This is a genomic window from Streptomyces sp. MnatMP-M17 (assembly GCF_900091995.1).
Lineage (GTDB): Bacteria > Actinomycetota > Actinomycetes > Streptomycetales > Streptomycetaceae > Streptomyces.
On sequence record NZ_FMDK01000203.1, the window covers coordinates 1 to 14,769 of the forward strand.

Sequence of the window (14,769 nt, forward strand, 5' to 3'; positions counted from 1 at the left end):
CCCCGCCGTATTGTATCGTGGAGCAAAATGGCGGGCCCCGCCGTTTAACTGAGAGCGCCCTGAGGAGCACCATGTCCACCGGTTTTGCACCCGATTCCGCGCCCGTCCTGGTCACCGGCGCCACCGGCAGACAGGGCGGTGCCACCGCCCGCGCCCTGCTCGCGGCGGGCGTTCCCGTACGCGCCCTGGTCCGCGACCCGGCCACCGACCGCGCCAAGACGGTCGAGGCGCTCGGCGCCGAACTGGTCACCGGCGACCTCCACGACCGCGAGTCCGTGATCCGGGCCGCCGAGGGCGCCCGCGCCGTCTTCTCCGTACAGATGCCGGGCATGACCGAGGCCGGCTTCGACTTCGAAGGAGAGATAGCCCAGGGCGTCAACCTCATCGACGGCGCGAAGGCCGCCGGAGTACCGCACTTCGTGCACACGTCCGTCTCCGGCGCCGACCGGCGCACCGAGGCTCCCGGCTGGGCCGAAGGCCGCTGGGCTTCGATGGAGCCCACACTCGGCGCCAAGACCGCGATCCAGGACCGGGTCCGCGCGGCGGGCTTCCCTCGCTGGACGCTCATCAAGCCGGGCTTCTTCATGGAGAACTTCCTGCCGTCCATGGCGTTCCTCTTCCCTCGCGGGATCGAGGGCGGCATCGTCTCCGTCCTCAAGCCCGCCACCCGGCTCTCCCTCGTGGCGGTGGAGGACATCGGCAGGGCGGCCACGGCGGCCATCACGGCGCCGGAGCAGTTCGACGGGATCGAGCTGGAGCTGGCGAGCGACTATCTGTCGATGACGGAGATCGCCGAGGCCCTCTCCCGCGCGCTGGGTACGGAGCTGTCGGCGCCGGACATGACCGAGGAGGAGGCCTTCGCCGCGGGAATGCCAGGGATGGGCGCCTCGCACGAGTGGATGAACGTGGCCGGCCAGCCGGCCCGCCCTGAGTACGCAAGAGAGCTCGGCATCCCGCTCACCAGCTTCGAGGAATGGGCCCAGAAGCACATGCGGGCCACGGCCTGACAGGGCCCTGAGCCCGGTTCGATCCGATCCGGTTCGGTTCAGCTCGGAGCGGCCGGCCCGGCGGTCGGCCGGCCGTCAAGCGCCACGCGTCGGCACCGTCAGGAGTCGTTTCCGGCGTTCAGCTGCCGGATGACGCCGTAGTAGTCCTCCAGGTGCCAGCTCCGGACTATGCGGCCACCCTCAACGTGGTGGTAGTCGGAGGCGCGGATCTCGACCTGGCGGCCGGTGGCCGGAATGCCCAGCAGCTCACCGACGTGGGTGCCGCGCGTGACGGATCGCACGGCCACTCGGTCACCGGCGACCAGGACATCCTCGATGGTGAAACTCAGGCCTCCGAGGACGCTGCGCAGGTAAGCGACGGTCGCCTTCCACCCGTCGCGGCCAGGGCCGGCGTGCAGGGCCGGAAGGGCTTCCCATCCCGGCGCCAGCACCTCGTCCACGAGGTCCGTATCACCGGTGCTCAGCGGCTGGTAGAAGCGCCGGACGAGCGCCTCGGCCTCGGTCGTGCCATCCACGGACATCGTGCGATCTCCTCAGGGGAAGTGGTGGAACCCGCGCTCGACGTCGATCGCCCAACGTCGACCACAGTGTCAGTACGAGAATCAAACTTAGCGAGCGGCTACGCTAGGGAACGTGAGTCTGAAAAGCAAATCCATCGAGGCCGGCGGCGGTCGCGGCTGCCCGATTGCCGCCGCGCTGGACGTCGTCGGCGACCGGTGGTCCCTGCTCGTACTCCGCGACCTGTCCCGCGGCGTCCATCGCTTCAACGACATCCAGGCCAGGACCGGTGCGCCCCGGGACAGGCTCGTGACCCGGCTGCGCGAGCTGGAGGAGGCCGGGGTGATCACCCGCCGCCGCTACTGCGAGCACCCGCCGCGCGACGAGTACGTCCTCACAGAGGCCGGCAAGGCCCTCGCGCCGGTACTCCGCGAGCTGGAGATCTGGGGCGAGAATCACGCCTTTTGAGACCTGAGCTTGAGGTCTGAGCGACGACCGGGCCGAGGCCGGGCGGCGCCCAACGCCGCGCTGGAGTCGGTGCGGCTTTCAAACTCTGGTGCTAGCGTGGCCAGTGAGTCCGAAAGTCAAACTGTCTGGAAACTGACCGTGCCGAAAACTGGCGCCGAGCGCCATCAGTCCCATCCCGCCGTTCTCCTGGCCGTCCTGTGCGTAGCGACCTTCATGAGCGGCCTGGACGTGTTCATCGTCAACGTCGGGCTCCACCCGATCGGGGAGGCCCTGGGTGAGCGGTCCCTTGCCGATCTGAGCTGGATCCTCAACGCCTACGCCATCGTGTTCGCCGCGCTGCTGGTCCCGGCCGGGCGGCTCGGCGACCGGTACGGCGTCAAGCCGGTGTTCCTGCTCGGCCTGGCCCTCTTCACCGCCGGCAGCCTGGGCTGCGCCCTGAGCGGGGACGTTTGGCTGCTCATCGGGCTGCGCTGCCTTCAGGCGGTCGGGGCCGCAGCCCTGGTGCCGACGAGCCTCGGGCTGGTGCTGACGGCCATTCCCCGGTCGCGCCGCCCGCGCGCGATCCAGTTCTGGGCGATCAGCGGCTCGCTCGGTGCGGCGGCCGGGCCGGCGCTCGGCGGGCTGCTGGTGGAGGTCTCCTGGCGGTGGATCTTCGTCGTGAACGTCCCGATCGGCATCGTGGCGCTCGTCGTCGCGGCGCTGGTCGCGCCGGACTCCCGGCACAGCACGGAGACCGGCGTCCCCGACCTTCTCGGCGGAGCGCTGGTCGTGACCGGCATCGGCGCCCTCACGCTGGCCATGGTCGAAGGGCCGACATGGGCGTGGGGCAGCGGACGTACCGTCGGCACCTTCGCCGTCTCCCTCGTCGCCATAGCCCTGTTCCTCGTACGCTCCGCACGCGTGAAGGCGCCGGTCATCGACCTCGCCCTCTTCCGCAACCGGCCCTTCACCTGGGGCAATCTCGCCAACTTCGCCCTCGGTATCTGCTTCGGCACCCAGCTCCTCGGCCTCGTTCTGTGGCTCCAGGAGGGCTGGGGATGGTCAGCGGTCCGTACCGGGCTCGCCATCGCGCCCGGACCGGTCATGGTCTCGGTCACGGCGATCGGGCTGCGCCGCTTCCACGCCGGGCTCTCCGACGGGATCAAGACGATCCTCGGGGCGATCCTCATGGGCGGCGGCGGTGTGCTGATCGGTACGTCGCTGACCGTCCAACCGCATTACGCCGCGGAGATACTGCCCGGCTGGCTCATGGAGGGCGTCGGTGTCGGCCTCGCCATCCCCACCATCATCCGCGCCGCCAGCGCCGGGCTCGCACCGCAGCAGACCTCGACGGGCAGCGCCGTCGTGCAGATGGGCCGCCAGCTCGGCAATGTCATCGGCGTCGCGATCCTCGTGATCGTGGCGCGGTCGTCGACCATCACCGCCGGCGACCTCGACCGCTTCACCCGCAGCTGGTGGTGGGCCGGAGCCTTCGCTCTCGTCGCCGCCCTGGCCTGCCTTCCTCTTCTGACACGAGGAGACGAGGCCGTGCGCGACCGCCCGGAGGAAACCACACAAGATATGAAATCCACGCAAAGCATTAACTAAGCAAAGCATTAACCAAGAGGAGAAATCATGGCATCAGTACTGATCACCGGTGCATCGAAGGGCATCGGCCGCGCGACGGCCGCGGAGTTCGCGCGTCGAGGCCACCGAGTGGTGGCCACGGCACGTGATCCACGCTCGCTCGCCGGTCTCGACGTCGATCAGCGGCTGCCGCTCGACGTCACCGACGCCGACAGCGTCGCCGCGGCGGTCCGGAACGCCGGCGAGGTCGACATCCTGGTCTCGAACGCGGGAGTGATCTTCTACGCCGCGGTCGAGGCCACGCCTCCGGAGAAGCTGGCGGAGCTGTTCGACGTGAACACACTGGGCTCGCTCCGGGTGGCCCAGGCCGTCCTCCCCGGCATGCGGGCACGCGGGAACGGCCGTCTGCTGTTCATGTCCAGCGTCGTCGGACGTATCGTCGCACCTCCGGGCGCCGCCTATCAGACGACCAAGTGGGCACTTGAGGCGCTGGTCGAGGCACTCGCCATCGAGGTCGCCCCGTTCGGGATCGAAGCCGCCCTGCTGGAGCCGGGAATGGTCAGCTCGGGAGCGCTGGACGCCGTGACCAGCTACGCGCTTCCGGACGACCCGTACCACTCGATCGCCGCACCGGACACCAACGGCGCCGCCAGGTCAGGGATGATCACGCCGGAGGAGGCCGCCGCCGAGGTCGCGGATGCCGCCGAGTCGCCGCGACTCCCGCTGCGCGTACCCATCGGTGATGCCGCTCGCGCGATTCTCGCGGCGCGACGTGAGGCGCCCGACACCGTTCCGTTCGTACCGGGCGGGCCGGCCGCGACAACAGGAGCAGAGGCATGAGCGGGCTCATCATGGTCACCGGCGCCGGCGGTGAACTCGGGCGCCAGGTCGTGGAGTTCCTGTTGGAACGGGTTCCCGCCGACCGTGTCGCGGCTCTGGCCCGCCGGCCCGAGACGCTCGCCGATCTGGCCGAGCGCGGCGTCTCCGTACGGCACGGCGACTACGAGGAGCCGGACGGCCTCGAAGCGGCTTTCGACGGCGTGGAGAAGCTTCTTCTGATCTCGGCGAGAACATTCACCGACGCCAAGACGGCACACCGGAACGTGATCCACGCCGCAAAGGCAGCCGGGGTGCGCCACATCCACTACACGGCCATCCAGCACCGTGCCGGCTCGGCCTTTGTGATCCCTCAGGTCACGGAGTGGGACGAGTACACCGAGAAGGAGCTGACAGCCTCCGGGCTCGACGTCACCGTACTGCGCAACTCGCAGTACCTGGAGTCGTTCGACAAGCTGATCGGCGAGCTCGCTCCGGACCACGTCATCCGGGTGCCCGCCGCCCACACCCCGACAGCCCTGGCGACGCGCGGCGACATGGCCGAAGCGACCGCCGCCGTCCTCGCCACCGACGGCCACGCGGGACACAGCTACACGCTCGCGGGCTCCCGCGCTTTCACCCTCGATGACGTCGCCGCGATCCTCGGCGAGCTCACCGGCACGCCCGTGACCTACCAGGACACCCCGATCGAGGACTACGTCGCCGCACGCCTGCAAGCAGGGATGCCGGAACCCTGGGCTTGGTTCACCGGCGCCTGGTTCCAGGCCATCGCCGCCGGCGAATTCACGCCCACCGACGACATCGAGCGCCTGATCGGCCGGCCCACGACGTCACTCCGAGCGCTCCTCACACAACAGCGGTCCCGCTAGATAAATGAGTCCAAGACGTGTCGCCGGTGGTCGCCGAGCAGTGTTACGAGTCGTCGGAGTCTTCGCCGAAGGTGATGTCCAGCTCGTCCGCGAGCGCTTCTGCGAGCTGAAGGGTCTGGTGCCTGTCGATGACGACCTGCTTGAGCGCGCTGACGCCACGCACCTGGGAGAGGTCGTTGCCACGCAAGTCGCAGTCGCGGTACTTGCCGCCGTCGAACTCCGTCAGTCGCAGGTCGCAGCCGTCGAAGAGGCCACCACCGGCGAGATCGGCCGCTGTGAACGTGGTTTCTCGCAGTGAGCACTTCGAGAAGATCACCGGTCCAGTGGCCCGCATGCGTTCGAAACTGCTGTAGTCGAACTTGCAGTTCTCGGACAGGACGTTGTCGAGCGTGAGATCCTCGATCAGCGCGCCCATCAGCTTGCAGTCGGTGAACGCGGCGCGAGAGATTTTGCTTTCTGTCCAACGCAGTGACGACAGATCGCAGTGTGACAACTCCACGGAGTCGATGCGGAGCTTGTCGAACCGGGTACGTTGTGCCTTGAGGCCGCTGATGCGTCCATCCATCAAATGGGTGTCCGCCAGGTCGATCTCGCGCAAATCGGCATTGGCGTAGTGGAATTCCGCGACCCTGCCACGCCCTCCTTCGAGCGGCGGATCGCGCGGGTGTCCATCAAGGTGCCTTCCAGCGAGGAGCCTGCCCCGTACCGTCGGGTCACCCGAGGGCAGTAACCCTACGGCGGCAGATCTACTTCTTCTTGTTCCAGTTGTCCCAGGTCGGTCGGTTGTCGAACCGGGCCGGGCTCTTGGGCCAGTTGTCCCACGTGGGGCGGTTGTCCCAGGCTCGGTCAACGTTCTCGGACTGCGGGGCCCAGCGATTGAATATCAGCTCCGCCACGACAGGCGCGTCGGACGCGGCCAACAGCTCCAGGATCGTCATGCGGCTTCTTCCTTCTCCTTGGCCGCCATGGTGGACAGGGCGGCGACCAGGGCTTGCCGGGTAACACGGCAATAGTTGGTCTCCGTCGTCGTGAGGCTGCCGTTCTCGAAGTAGCGGTTGGCCGCTTGGGCACCACGACAGAAGTCGAAGAACTCGCATCCGGCACGGCAGCCCTCCAGCCCGGCAAGAAATTCTTGGACGTACCGCAGTCGGTGCGCACCTCCCAAAATGCCGACCAGAGGTTGATCGAGGATGCTGCCCGCCAGAAAGTTGCCGTACTGGGCATCGGTGGTGTCCGCCAACTCCGGGGAAAGCAGCACCACATCCCCGTTCCAGGACACGGTCGGGATGGGATCCAGCCGACGACGGTCCCAGTCCGCCCGCTGTCCAGCGCGGATCATCCGCAGATATTCGCCCAGGTACTCCAGTTCCCGCACTTCCAGCTCACCGGGGTGGCACCGGGACCACTCCAGGGTCCGCCGCCAGAAGGTCTCGGCCTGCTCCGGCACTGCATGCCCGGTACCGTCTCGAATGGCGTTTCCGGGCCAAGCCCGAACAGGATCAGGGGGAGTTCAGGTGACTCAGGTGCGGCCCAGTGAACAGATGCGTGAGCTTGGAGTCGTGCAGTGCGGCTCCCCCGTGCTCGCCGAGCCTGCCCGTCCGTTCAGCCTGCCGGCCGAACGAGGCGAGGTCGAACGCGTCACCGACCGGCTCTTCGACTCGATGGAGCGCGTCGGTCAGGTGCAACCGTTCGCCAAAGGCATGGGCATCGCAGCACCGCAGATCGGTGCCGCACGCGCGGCGGCCGTCGTCCGCCCCTCTGGTCCCGACACCCAGCCGATCGTCCTGCTCAACCCCCGCATCACCGTGTCGTCCAACGAGACGGACGAGCAGTACGAGGGCTGCCTGAGCTTCTTCGACGTCCGCGGCCTGGTGCCGCGACCTCTGCGCATCACGGTCGAAACCACCATGCTGGACGGGAAGACAGTGAGCACCGTGTACGAACGCGGCCTCGCCCGGCTGATCCACCACGAGATCGATCACCTCTACGGCCTGCTCTACACGGCCCGGATGCGACCAGGTGTGGAGCCGATCCCGGTCGAGGAGTACAGGCAGACCGGCCGGGCCTGGGCGTACGAGTAGCTGGCGCGTGGCGGGGTGGGCTGCTGCCGGGGTGGGAGCAGCCCACGCCGGCGGTCATCGCGCGGCGAACTCCTCGTCGCCGAGGGCCTGGACGAAGGTCGTCCACGCGCTGCTGGTCAGTACGAAGGCGGGCCCGTGGGGGTCCTTGGAGTCACGTACGGCCATGACGCGGCCAGCGAGACGGGCGCCCTCGACGCAGTCGCCGACTGTCCCGTTGCTGTAGCTCGACTTGAACCACTGCGCGCCGATCAGCACGTCGGAAGTTGTCGTCACCGAAATCACAGCTCCTGCAGATCGGTGGGCTGCTGCCGGGAGGGAGCAGCCCACGTGGGTTGTACGGGTCGGTCCCAGGCGGGCGCGGCTATCGCGCCGTTGTTGGGGCGGGTGGGTTCGATGCGCTGCTCGGGGTCGTAGCTCTGGCTGAGCAGGCGGGTAGGAGTCATTGCGCCGCGAACTCCTCGTCGCCGAGGGCCCGGACGAAGGCTGTCCATGCGGTGCCGGTCAGGACGAGGGCGGGCCCTTGGGGGGCTTTTGAGTCGCGTACGGCCATGGTGCGGCGGGCGAGACGGGCGCCCTCGACACAGTTGCCGTTGTTGTCGTTGCTGTAGCTCGACTTGAACCAGTCAGCGCCGGTCAGTGCATCGGCGGTGATCGTCATCGGAATCAATGCTCCTTCATTGCTTTCTTGATCATGCTCAGGGATTCCTGCGGTCCCGGAGCAAGAGCTTGTAGGTCTGTGAACGCGTCCTCGTAGAGCTCCACGTCCGCCTCGTGCCGCGTCACCCAATGGTCAGCCAGATTCTCCAGGTAGACGATCGGCTTGAGAGAGACCCTGTCGCTGAACTGGAAGACCGCAAACGCTCCGTTCATCCCCCGATGAGCACCGGCCTTGAACGGGATCACCTGAATCCGGACGTTGGGCGCGGAAGCGGCCTCCACGATGTGCGCCAACTGCGCCCGCATCACCTCTGGGCCTCCCACCTGCCGATGCAGCACGGCCTCGCTGATGATCGCCGTGAACTTCAGCGGCGGGTTCCGATGGAGGACCTCCTGCCGCGTCGTACGCAACGTAACCGTGCGGTCGAGTTCCTCTTGGCTGAGGTTGGCGTAAGCCCGCTGACGGATAACCCGCACATACGCTTCGGTCTGAAGCAGGCCCGGTACGTACTCGGACTCGTAGTTGCGCAAGGATGAAGCCGTGGCTTCCATACCCAGAAACGCCTTAAATCCAGGACTGACGACCGGGCGATACTGGGCCGACTGCCACCAATCCCGCTTCGTCTTGGTGACGCCCGCGTACCCCTTCAGTGTCTCGCACGTCTCAGAATCGGCACCGTAGATCTGGCACAGCGCCATGACGTCCGCCGTCTCGACAACAGCGTTCTCGCCTGTCTCCAGCCGGGTCAGCTTCGACGGGCTCCAGAGGAGCTTCCTCACTACCTGACGCGAGGTCAGCCCAGCCTTCAGGCGGAGTTGGCGCAGTTCGCTGCCCAACTGCAAACGGCATAGAGCAGGCGATGCCGACTCAATGTCCGTAATCATCCGCGGTCCTCCTTGTGCACTCAGTGTGTGGGCGTTCGTTCGGCCTCCGCAAGGAACGTTCTGCGTCAGAGCGGGAGCGTGCTCCGGTTCGCATGAACTGCCCCTGTGCAGGCGCAAGTTCACATAAGAACTTGCTCGCGGAATCTCGCCGGAAGCGTTCCGGGAAGCCGGATCTGATGCGAGGCTATACCCACATCTCACCGTGTGCATCCAAGTCGGCACATTCGGTGAGCAAGCTGCACGCACCCGGCGCCGGGCCAATGGTCTGCCCTGCGGCAGTCCCACCAGATCGACGGCAAGGACTCGCGATGACTCCTCTGACCCAGAGCGCACATCCCGCCCAACGCAACGGCGTTGGGATACGGGACGCGCTGCACCTGAGCCTGTCGTTCCGGCCGGATGCTCAACGGCCGCAGCAGACGCGGCGGATCGTCGGCGCGGTTCTGCGGCAGGGCGTTGGGCTGGGTGCGGACGAGGTCGAGACCGTACAGCTTCTGGTCAGTGAGCTGGTCACCAACGCGGTGGTGCACGCGCACAGCGACCGCGTCCGGTTCTCGGTCTCGTACGACCTCGCCGGGGAGGTTCGGATCGAGGTGGACGATCACTCTCCCGCGCGTATCCAGCTCAGACGGCCGGGGCCGGAGGAGGAGAACGGGCGGGGCATGCTGCTGGTCGCCGCGCTCGCGCGGGCGTGGGGCAGGCGTGGGACGTGTACGTGGTGCACGGTCGCCGTTCAGGAGGTGGCCGACGCGTGACGCCCAATCGCCGTACGCCTGGCGCCCATTGGCACTGGCGGGCACTGAAGTTCGCCACGGACACGGCGTCGCTGCGCCGGCTGGTGGCCGCGCTGTCCCGTCGCCCGGCTGATCGGCCTGCTGATCGACCCGCCGACTGTCCCGTCGACCTCGCGACCGTCTCATACACCGTCGAGAAGGCCCTCGCCCGCCAGGTCGGCCTTCCCAAGCGCGCCTGGGTCGACACCACGACACATGAACTCCGCGGCCACCTTGCCCTGCTCCTGGGCGAAGACCTCGGCGACACCGATACGCCGCAGGCGCGTGCCCTGTACAGAACCGCGTACGCGCTGCTCGACCTCGACGCCCGGCCCGATCCGTACGTCTCGCCCGCCCATGCCTACGACCACATGCGGGCGTTGGCGTGGTCCACCCGTACGTTTGCTGCGCTCTACCAGCGCCGCCAGGAGGAGCGTAAGCAGTGAGGCCCGTCGTGGCACAGGCTCTCTATGTCGTCGCGGTGACCGTGCTCGGCGGCTCGATCGCGCTGGCGCTGTTGCGCGGCTGCTGACCGGTCGGCTGCTCACCGGCCGGCCGCCGCGCCACAGCGTTCACTCGCTGGTCACGGCTCGGCGAACGGCAGGATGTCCGACGGATCGTCCAGCCACGCGCGCGTACTGCCGTCCCGGTCCACGGTGAGTCCGAACCGGTCGTACTCCGGTCTGCCACGGTCGATCCACCAGGTCAGGGCCCGCTCGACCTCGTCCCAGAGGCGGCGGGCCCCGGACTGGTAGACCGTGGCGTCGGCGGCACCCGGGGTGAAGACGACGGCCGCCCATGACTGGCTGCGGAAGTCGAAGAACCATGCCTTCGCGTCGCCGGCCTCGCCCGAGTCGCTCTCGTTGACGACATGGGCGCAGTCGGGCACGCAGAGACCCGTCACGAAGTAGGGCGTCTCGTAACGGTCGCCCAGATCGGCCAGTGGCACAGACGTTCGGGAGACATCGGCGTCACCCGGGAACTCCTTGACGTGCCCTCGGAACAGGTTCCAGTCGAGGCGTTGATCCCTGAGCTTCATGAACTCGACCATGCGGAGGAAGGGACCGACGGCCCGGCCGTCCTCGCCCACGGTCAGCCGGACCAGTGCGTCCTGGTTGCTGTAGTGGGTGCCCCACGGAGCGAGGATGGTGCCGCCCGGGCGCGTCTGTTCGAGCCAGCGCGGCGGTAGCGCCCGTACACCTGCCGTCGCGATCACCCGGTCGTACGGTGCTCCCGCCGCCCAGCCGTCCCGCCCGTCCCCTTCGACCACCAGCGGGGTGAGTCCGGCTCGCGTCAACGCGTCCGAGGCGCGTGCCGCAACTGCCGGATCGATCTCCACGCTGACCACGTTGGCGCCGCCCAGGCGGTGGGCCAGGAGTCCGGCGTTCCAGCCGGTGCCGGTGCCCACTTCCAGCACCCGCATGCCGTCGCTCACGTCGAGATCGCACAGCATGGACGCGACGACGGATGGCATGCTCGCCGAACTGGTACCGGCGGAGCCTGGTTCAGCGCCCGTGTGCTGTCCGTCGTCCCACTGGGTGACCAACGGAATGTCCCGGTACGCGGCCTCCTCCCAGCCGACCGGGTCCTCACGCCTGTCCACGGGCTCACTGCGGCCGGTCGTGAGGTCGTACGCCCAGAAGAGATCCGGCAGGAACAGCGACCGGGGCACGGCCCGGAACACTTTCGCCCACTCAGGCGTCAGAACTTCGAGTTCGAGGAGATACCGCGCCAGCTCATCACTGGCGCGGCCTTCCTGCTCAGACATGAGTGTCACTTGCAGTGCTTTCCGTCCCCCGGGGGCGGTCCGCCGTCCGGCGGTGGCGGCGGAAGTGGTTTCCAGGGCTCGCCGGGAAGCTTGTCCTTCTTCTCGCCCTCTCCGCCATCGGCATTCCCGCACATCGGTCCAACCGTCATCAGACCCTCCCGCCTTCGATTCGCACAAAGATCCGCGAAGAGGCCAGAAAAGACACCTCCTCAGCAAGTGAAGCATCCGACGGCCCCCGGAGTACGGCCATGGCGCCTTCTCGCCGCAACCCGGGCCTGGACAGGGTGCGCCCTGGTAAGGCGGGCACTCCAACGGGTGGTCGGCTGGCCATTTGCCGCGCGCAGGGCATATGCGCGAAATAGGGGAGGTAATTATGCATTGCTGACAACCGCACCGTTCATACCGAACGTGCCCGTCCTGGAGTAAGCGATGACCGAAATCGGCGAAACAACCACCTGTCCGTTCGACTTCAGCGAGGGCCTGGAATTCGATCCTCTGCTCGCGGAGCTAATGTCCAGGAATCCGGTGACCCGGATCCGGCTGCCCTACGGTGACGCGGACGCGTGGCTGGTCACCGGGTTCGAGGGCGTGCGGCAGGTGACCACCGATCATCGGTTCAGCCGGGCGGCGATCACCGGCCGGAACTATCCGCGGCTGACGCCGGAGCCGATCGTCTCGCCGGAGTCGATCAACGTCATCGATCCGCCACGGAGCACCCGGCTGCGCAAGCTGGCCTCGCAGGCGTTCACCAAGCGGCATGTGGACCGGATGCGGCCGGCGGTCGAGGGAATCGCCGCCGGGCTGCTCGACGAGATGGCCGAGCACGGCTCGCCCGCCGATCTGGTGAGCCATCTCTCGGACCGGCTGCCTCAGCACACCATCTGCGAGCTGCTCGGTATCGCGCCCGAGGACCGGCCGAGCATGCAGGAGTACGCGCACCAGCTTCTCTCCACCGGACCGGAGACACAACAGGCCGCGGCGAACGCGAAGTCGGCTCTGCGCGAGTACTTCGGCAAGCTGGTCACCGAGCGGCGGCGCAGTCCCGGCGATGATCTGATCAGCACGCTGGCCGCCGCGAAGGAGGGCGACGACGCCTTTGACGACCAGGATCTGGCGGTCATGGCGCTGACGCTCATGCTGAGCGGGCACGACACCGCGACCTGCGAGATCAGCAATATCGCGTACATCCTGCTGAACCGGCCGGATCTGATGGAGCAGGTACGGAGCCGGCCCGAGGAGCTCACGCAGGTACTGGACGAGCTGCTGCGCTTCATCCCGTTCCGCAAGGGCGTCGGCATCCCGCGTATCGCCACCGAGGACGTGGAGATCGAGGGCGTGACGATCCGGGCGGGCGACTTCGTCCATGTCTCGTATCTGACCGCGAACCGCGATCCGAAGCGGTTCACGGACCCGGACATCATCGACCCGAACCGTACGCCGACTCCGCACATGACCTTCGGCTGGGGCGGACACCGCTGTATCGCCGCACCGTTGGCGATGGTGGAGCTGGAGGCCGCGATCGGCGGCCTGGTGAACCGCTTTCCACGGCTGCGGCTGGCGGTGCCGGTCGACGAGGTGCGCTGGGATACGGAGACGATCCGGCGGTTCCCGATCACACTGCCGGTGGCGTGGTAGGGACGGGCACGAACGAGGCCCCGGATGTCCTCGAATTCCGGGGCCCGTCCACACCATCACACCGAACACCATCACGCCGCCGGGTCACCAGCGCGGAACCGCCGGTGTCGTCCACTCCGGGTGGGCCACGCGCATGGCCGCCGCGTCGTCGCGATCGCGCATGCTGCCGTCGTCGTCCAGCCACCGCTGGTGCAGTACGGCGAGCCGGTCGCGGTCGAGTTCGACACCGAGGCCGGGAGCGTCCGGGACGTCGAGGCGGCCGTCGGTGAAGGTGAGCCGGTCTTTCGAGGCATCCGTGATGACGTCCTCGGTCTGCCACGGATAGTGGCTGTCGCAGGCGTAGTCGAGATTGGGGACGGTGGCGGCGACGTGGGTCATCGCCGCCAGGCTGATCCCCAGATGTGTGTTGGAGTGCATGGACAGTCCGACGCCGAAGGTGCGGCAGATGGCGGCGAGTTCACGGGTGTTGCGCAGTCCGCCCCAGTAGTGATGGTCGCTCAGCACCACCTGGACCGCGCCCGTGGTGAACGCCTCGCGGATCTCGGCGAACGTGGTGACACACATATTGGTGGCGAGCGGGACCCGCGCGCGGGCGGCGACCTCGGCCATGTTCCGCGTACCGCTGGTGGGATCCTCCAGATATTCGAGGACATCACGCAGCTCGTCGGCGACCTTGAGCGAAGTCTCCACGGACCAGGCGCCATTGGGATCCAGCCGTAGCGGCTGTCCCGGGAAGCGCCGGGCCAGGGCGCGGACGGCGGCGATCTCCTCGGCCGGTTCGTACACGCCGCCCTTGAGCTTGAAGGAGGTGAAACCGTAGTCACGGGCGAAGCGTTCGGCCTGTGCGACCACGCCGGCCGGATCCACGGCGGCGCCCCAGTCATCGGTCTCCCCCGCGCCGTTCGGGTGCTCGGCCCAGCGGTAGAAGAGATACGCGCTGTACTCGACGCGGTCGCGGACCTTGCCGCCGAGCAGCCCGTGCACGGGCATACCGGCCGCCCTGCCCCACGCGTCGAGGCACGCCACCTCGAAGCCCGAGACGACCGAGAGCCGCAGCTTGTCGGCGGTCTGCACGCCCCGGAGCCCGCCGACGTCGACGGAGTCGTCCACCCGCGAGGCATCGACGGCCACCTCGTCGGCCAGCGCGAACAGTCCGTTCAGATCGGTGACCCGGTGACCGGGCAGCCGCTCGGCCAACGGCCTTGCCAGCTCCAGGTACTTCGTATCGCCGTACGTCTCGCCGATCCCCGTCACGCCGTCGGCCGTGACCACCTCCACGATCAGCCGCGGAGTGTACGGCTGGTGCACGCCCTGGGTGTTGAGCAGCGGCGGATCGGTCACGAGGATCGGCGTGAGACGGACCTCGGCGATGGTCGGATCAGCCATGGAGCACTCCGGCGGGTGCCGTGTCGGCGGTGGGGTGCGCCATGTGATCGTCTCCCTACGTGGGTGTGATCTACGTACGGAAATGGAGGCTACGGATGTGAACGATCCACGTCAACGTAACGCCTCCCGGCGAGAGGCCGTGGTTCCGGGGCGCGGTTCTGTCCTCAATCGCCGGACGGGCTGGAATTTGCCCCACAGTCCGGGAACCCGGTGCCGGGGTTGGCCGGTCCGTCCTCAAACGCCGGACGGGCTGGGTATGCGGCCCGGCACGAGCCGCACAGGGCGTGCGGCGGGAGGGGGTCGGGGTCGTAGGAGGTGCGTGTCCGGACACTAAAGCGT

General features: G+C 67.9%; 19 protein-coding genes. 9 read left to right on the top strand and 10 right to left on the bottom strand.

Features of this window, described 5'->3' with window-relative positions; translation table 11 throughout:
- Positions 1-71 precede the first annotated feature (71 nt).
- Positions 72-1,007: an NmrA family NAD(P)-binding protein gene (locus tag GA0115259_RS09985; protein ID WP_093593973.1), complete on the top strand. Its 936-nt coding sequence runs from the start codon at positions 72-74 to the stop codon at positions 1,005-1,007.
- A gap of 98 nt (positions 1,008-1,105) precedes the next feature.
- Here GA0115259_RS09985 and GA0115259_RS09990 read toward each other — a convergent pair whose 3' ends face one another.
- Positions 1,106-1,528: an ester cyclase gene (locus GA0115259_RS09990; RefSeq protein ID WP_093593976.1), complete on the bottom strand. Its 423-nt coding sequence runs from the start codon at positions 1,526-1,528 to the stop codon at positions 1,106-1,108.
- A 112-nt stretch (positions 1,529-1,640) separates the two neighbouring features.
- Between GA0115259_RS09990 and GA0115259_RS09995 the strand changes: the two genes are divergently transcribed.
- The 4 genes from GA0115259_RS09995 to GA0115259_RS10010 all read left to right on the top strand — a co-directional run bounded on the left by GA0115259_RS09995 (position 1,641) and on the right by GA0115259_RS10010 (position 5,245).
- On the top strand, positions 1,641-1,973 hold the full coding sequence (locus GA0115259_RS09995; protein ID WP_256097965.1) for a winged helix-turn-helix transcriptional regulator: 333 nt from the start codon (positions 1,641-1,643) through the stop codon (positions 1,971-1,973).
- 138 nt (positions 1,974-2,111) lie between these two features.
- Positions 2,112-3,560, top strand: a complete 1,449-nt coding sequence (locus GA0115259_RS10000) for an MFS transporter (protein ID WP_093593979.1) — start codon at positions 2,112-2,114, stop codon at positions 3,558-3,560.
- Positions 3,561-3,587: 27 nt separating this feature from the next.
- Positions 3,588-4,379 (top strand): SDR family NAD(P)-dependent oxidoreductase, encoded by a 792-nt coding sequence (locus GA0115259_RS10005; RefSeq protein ID WP_093593982.1) that lies wholly within the window; start codon positions 3,588-3,590, stop codon positions 4,377-4,379.
- A complete protein-coding gene (locus GA0115259_RS10010; protein WP_093593985.1) occupies positions 4,376-5,245 on the top strand; it encodes an SDR family oxidoreductase in 870 nt (289 codons plus the stop codon). Before GA0115259_RS10005 ends, GA0115259_RS10010 begins: the two co-directional genes overlap by 4 nt.
- Before the next feature lie 43 nt (positions 5,246-5,288).
- Here GA0115259_RS10010 and GA0115259_RS10015 read toward each other — a convergent pair whose 3' ends face one another.
- The 3 genes from GA0115259_RS10015 to GA0115259_RS10020 are packed head-to-tail and all read right to left on the bottom strand — an operon-like array spanning position 5,289 to position 6,692.
- Positions 5,289-5,972, bottom strand: coding sequence for a pentapeptide repeat-containing protein (locus GA0115259_RS10015; protein WP_256097966.1), 684 nt, complete (start codon positions 5,970-5,972; stop codon positions 5,289-5,291).
- Between the two features lie 19 nt (positions 5,973-5,991).
- The gene (amcA, locus tag GA0115259_RS40155) at positions 5,992-6,183 is read right to left on the bottom strand and encodes a multiple cyclophane-containing RiPP AmcA (protein WP_161230331.1); all 192 of its coding nucleotides are present in this window, start codon (positions 6,181-6,183) and stop codon (positions 5,992-5,994) included.
- Positions 6,180-6,692 carry a radical SAM protein gene (locus tag GA0115259_RS10020; RefSeq protein WP_093593991.1) on the bottom strand — a complete coding sequence of 171 codons (513 nt, stop codon included), beginning with the start codon at positions 6,690-6,692 and terminating at the stop codon, positions 6,180-6,182. The genes amcA and GA0115259_RS10020 overlap by 4 nt, the downstream gene beginning before the upstream one ends.
- Before the next feature lie 94 nt (positions 6,693-6,786).
- On the opposite strand from GA0115259_RS10020, the gene GA0115259_RS10025 reads away from it, so the two are divergent.
- Entirely contained in the window at positions 6,787-7,326 is a 540-nt protein-coding gene (locus tag GA0115259_RS10025) for a peptide deformylase (RefSeq protein WP_237539894.1), read from the top strand.
- A gap of 54 nt (positions 7,327-7,380) precedes the next feature.
- On the opposite strand, the gene GA0115259_RS10030 is transcribed toward GA0115259_RS10025, so the two are convergent.
- Genes GA0115259_RS10030 through GA0115259_RS10040 form a run of 4 tightly spaced genes read right to left on the bottom strand, consistent with a single transcriptional unit; the run spans position 7,381 to position 8,868 of the window.
- A complete protein-coding gene (locus GA0115259_RS10030) occupies positions 7,381-7,599 on the bottom strand; it encodes a DUF397 domain-containing protein (protein ID WP_093594018.1) in 219 nt (72 codons plus the stop codon).
- Positions 7,600-7,604: 5 nt separating this feature from the next.
- Positions 7,605-7,769: a hypothetical protein gene (locus GA0115259_RS40160; protein WP_161230332.1), complete on the bottom strand. Its 165-nt coding sequence runs from the start codon at positions 7,767-7,769 to the stop codon at positions 7,605-7,607.
- Entirely contained in the window at positions 7,766-7,984 is a 219-nt protein-coding gene (locus GA0115259_RS10035) for a DUF397 domain-containing protein (protein ID WP_093593997.1), read from the bottom strand. The genes GA0115259_RS40160 and GA0115259_RS10035 overlap by 4 nt, the downstream gene beginning before the upstream one ends.
- A 5-nt stretch (positions 7,985-7,989) precedes the next feature.
- Positions 7,990-8,868: a helix-turn-helix domain-containing protein gene (locus GA0115259_RS10040; protein ID WP_093594000.1), complete on the bottom strand. Its 879-nt coding sequence runs from the start codon at positions 8,866-8,868 to the stop codon at positions 7,990-7,992.
- 308 nt (positions 8,869-9,176) lie between these two features.
- Between GA0115259_RS10040 and GA0115259_RS10045 the strand changes: the two genes are divergently transcribed.
- Together GA0115259_RS10045 and GA0115259_RS10050 are read left to right on the top strand one after the other, a co-directional pair.
- Positions 9,177-9,623 carry an ATP-binding protein gene (locus GA0115259_RS10045; protein WP_093594003.1) on the top strand — a complete coding sequence of 149 codons (447 nt, stop codon included), beginning with the start codon at positions 9,177-9,179 and terminating at the stop codon, positions 9,621-9,623.
- Positions 9,620-10,087 (top strand): DUF6415 family natural product biosynthesis protein, encoded by a 468-nt coding sequence (locus GA0115259_RS10050; RefSeq protein ID WP_093594006.1) that lies wholly within the window; start codon positions 9,620-9,622, stop codon positions 10,085-10,087. The genes GA0115259_RS10045 and GA0115259_RS10050 overlap by 4 nt, the downstream gene beginning before the upstream one ends.
- A 137-nt stretch (positions 10,088-10,224) precedes the next feature.
- Here the strand turns inward: GA0115259_RS10050 and GA0115259_RS10055 are convergent, their stop codons facing one another.
- Positions 10,225-11,409: a methyltransferase domain-containing protein gene (locus tag GA0115259_RS10055; protein ID WP_093594021.1), complete on the bottom strand. Its 1,185-nt coding sequence runs from the start codon at positions 11,407-11,409 to the stop codon at positions 10,225-10,227.
- Between the two features lie 429 nt (positions 11,410-11,838).
- On the opposite strand from GA0115259_RS10055, the gene GA0115259_RS10060 reads away from it, so the two are divergent.
- On the top strand, positions 11,839-13,044 hold the full coding sequence (locus GA0115259_RS10060; protein ID WP_093594009.1) for a cytochrome P450: 1,206 nt from the start codon (positions 11,839-11,841) through the stop codon (positions 13,042-13,044).
- Positions 13,045-13,128: 84 nt separating this feature from the next.
- On the opposite strand, the gene GA0115259_RS10065 is transcribed toward GA0115259_RS10060, so the two are convergent.
- Positions 13,129-14,430 (bottom strand): glucarate dehydratase family protein, encoded by a 1,302-nt coding sequence (locus GA0115259_RS10065; RefSeq protein WP_093594012.1) that lies wholly within the window; start codon positions 14,428-14,430, stop codon positions 13,129-13,131.
- Between the last annotated feature and the right edge of the window lie 339 nt (positions 14,431-14,769).

What these genes read in the sequence shown, in the direction of transcription:
- GA0115259_RS10055 (WP_093594021.1), bottom strand. Translation starts at nt 11,409, where the DNA reads ATGTCTGAGCAGGAAGGCCGCGCCAGTGATGAGCTGGCGCGGTATCTC.
- GA0115259_RS10025 (WP_237539894.1), top strand. Translation starts at nt 6,787, where the DNA reads ATGCGTGAGCTTGGAGTCGTGCAGTGCGGCTCCCCCGTGCTCGCCGAG.
- GA0115259_RS10065 (WP_093594012.1), bottom strand. Translation starts at nt 14,430, where the DNA reads ATGGCTGATCCGACCATCGCCGAGGTCCGTCTCACGCCGATCCTCGTG.
- GA0115259_RS40160 (WP_161230332.1), bottom strand. Translation starts at nt 7,769, where the DNA reads ATGACTCCTACCCGCCTGCTCAGCCAGAGCTACGACCCCGAGCAGCGC.
- GA0115259_RS10035 (WP_093593997.1), bottom strand. Translation starts at nt 7,984, where the DNA reads ATGACGATCACCGCCGATGCACTGACCGGCGCTGACTGGTTCAAGTCG.
- GA0115259_RS10040 (WP_093594000.1), bottom strand. Translation starts at nt 8,868, where the DNA reads ATGATTACGGACATTGAGTCGGCATCGCCTGCTCTATGCCGTTTGCAG.
- GA0115259_RS09985 (WP_093593973.1), top strand. Translation starts at nt 72, where the DNA reads ATGTCCACCGGTTTTGCACCCGATTCCGCGCCCGTCCTGGTCACCGGC.
- GA0115259_RS10045 (WP_093594003.1), top strand. Translation starts at nt 9,177, where the DNA reads ATGACTCCTCTGACCCAGAGCGCACATCCCGCCCAACGCAACGGCGTT.
- GA0115259_RS10060 (WP_093594009.1), top strand. Translation starts at nt 11,839, where the DNA reads ATGACCGAAATCGGCGAAACAACCACCTGTCCGTTCGACTTCAGCGAG.
- amcA (WP_161230331.1), bottom strand. Translation starts at nt 6,183, where the DNA reads ATGACGATCCTGGAGCTGTTGGCCGCGTCCGACGCGCCTGTCGTGGCG.
- GA0115259_RS10005 (WP_093593982.1), top strand. Translation starts at nt 3,588, where the DNA reads ATGGCATCAGTACTGATCACCGGTGCATCGAAGGGCATCGGCCGCGCG.
- GA0115259_RS09990 (WP_093593976.1), bottom strand. Translation starts at nt 1,528, where the DNA reads ATGTCCGTGGATGGCACGACCGAGGCCGAGGCGCTCGTCCGGCGCTTC.
- GA0115259_RS10010 (WP_093593985.1), top strand. Translation starts at nt 4,376, where the DNA reads ATGAGCGGGCTCATCATGGTCACCGGCGCCGGCGGTGAACTCGGGCGC.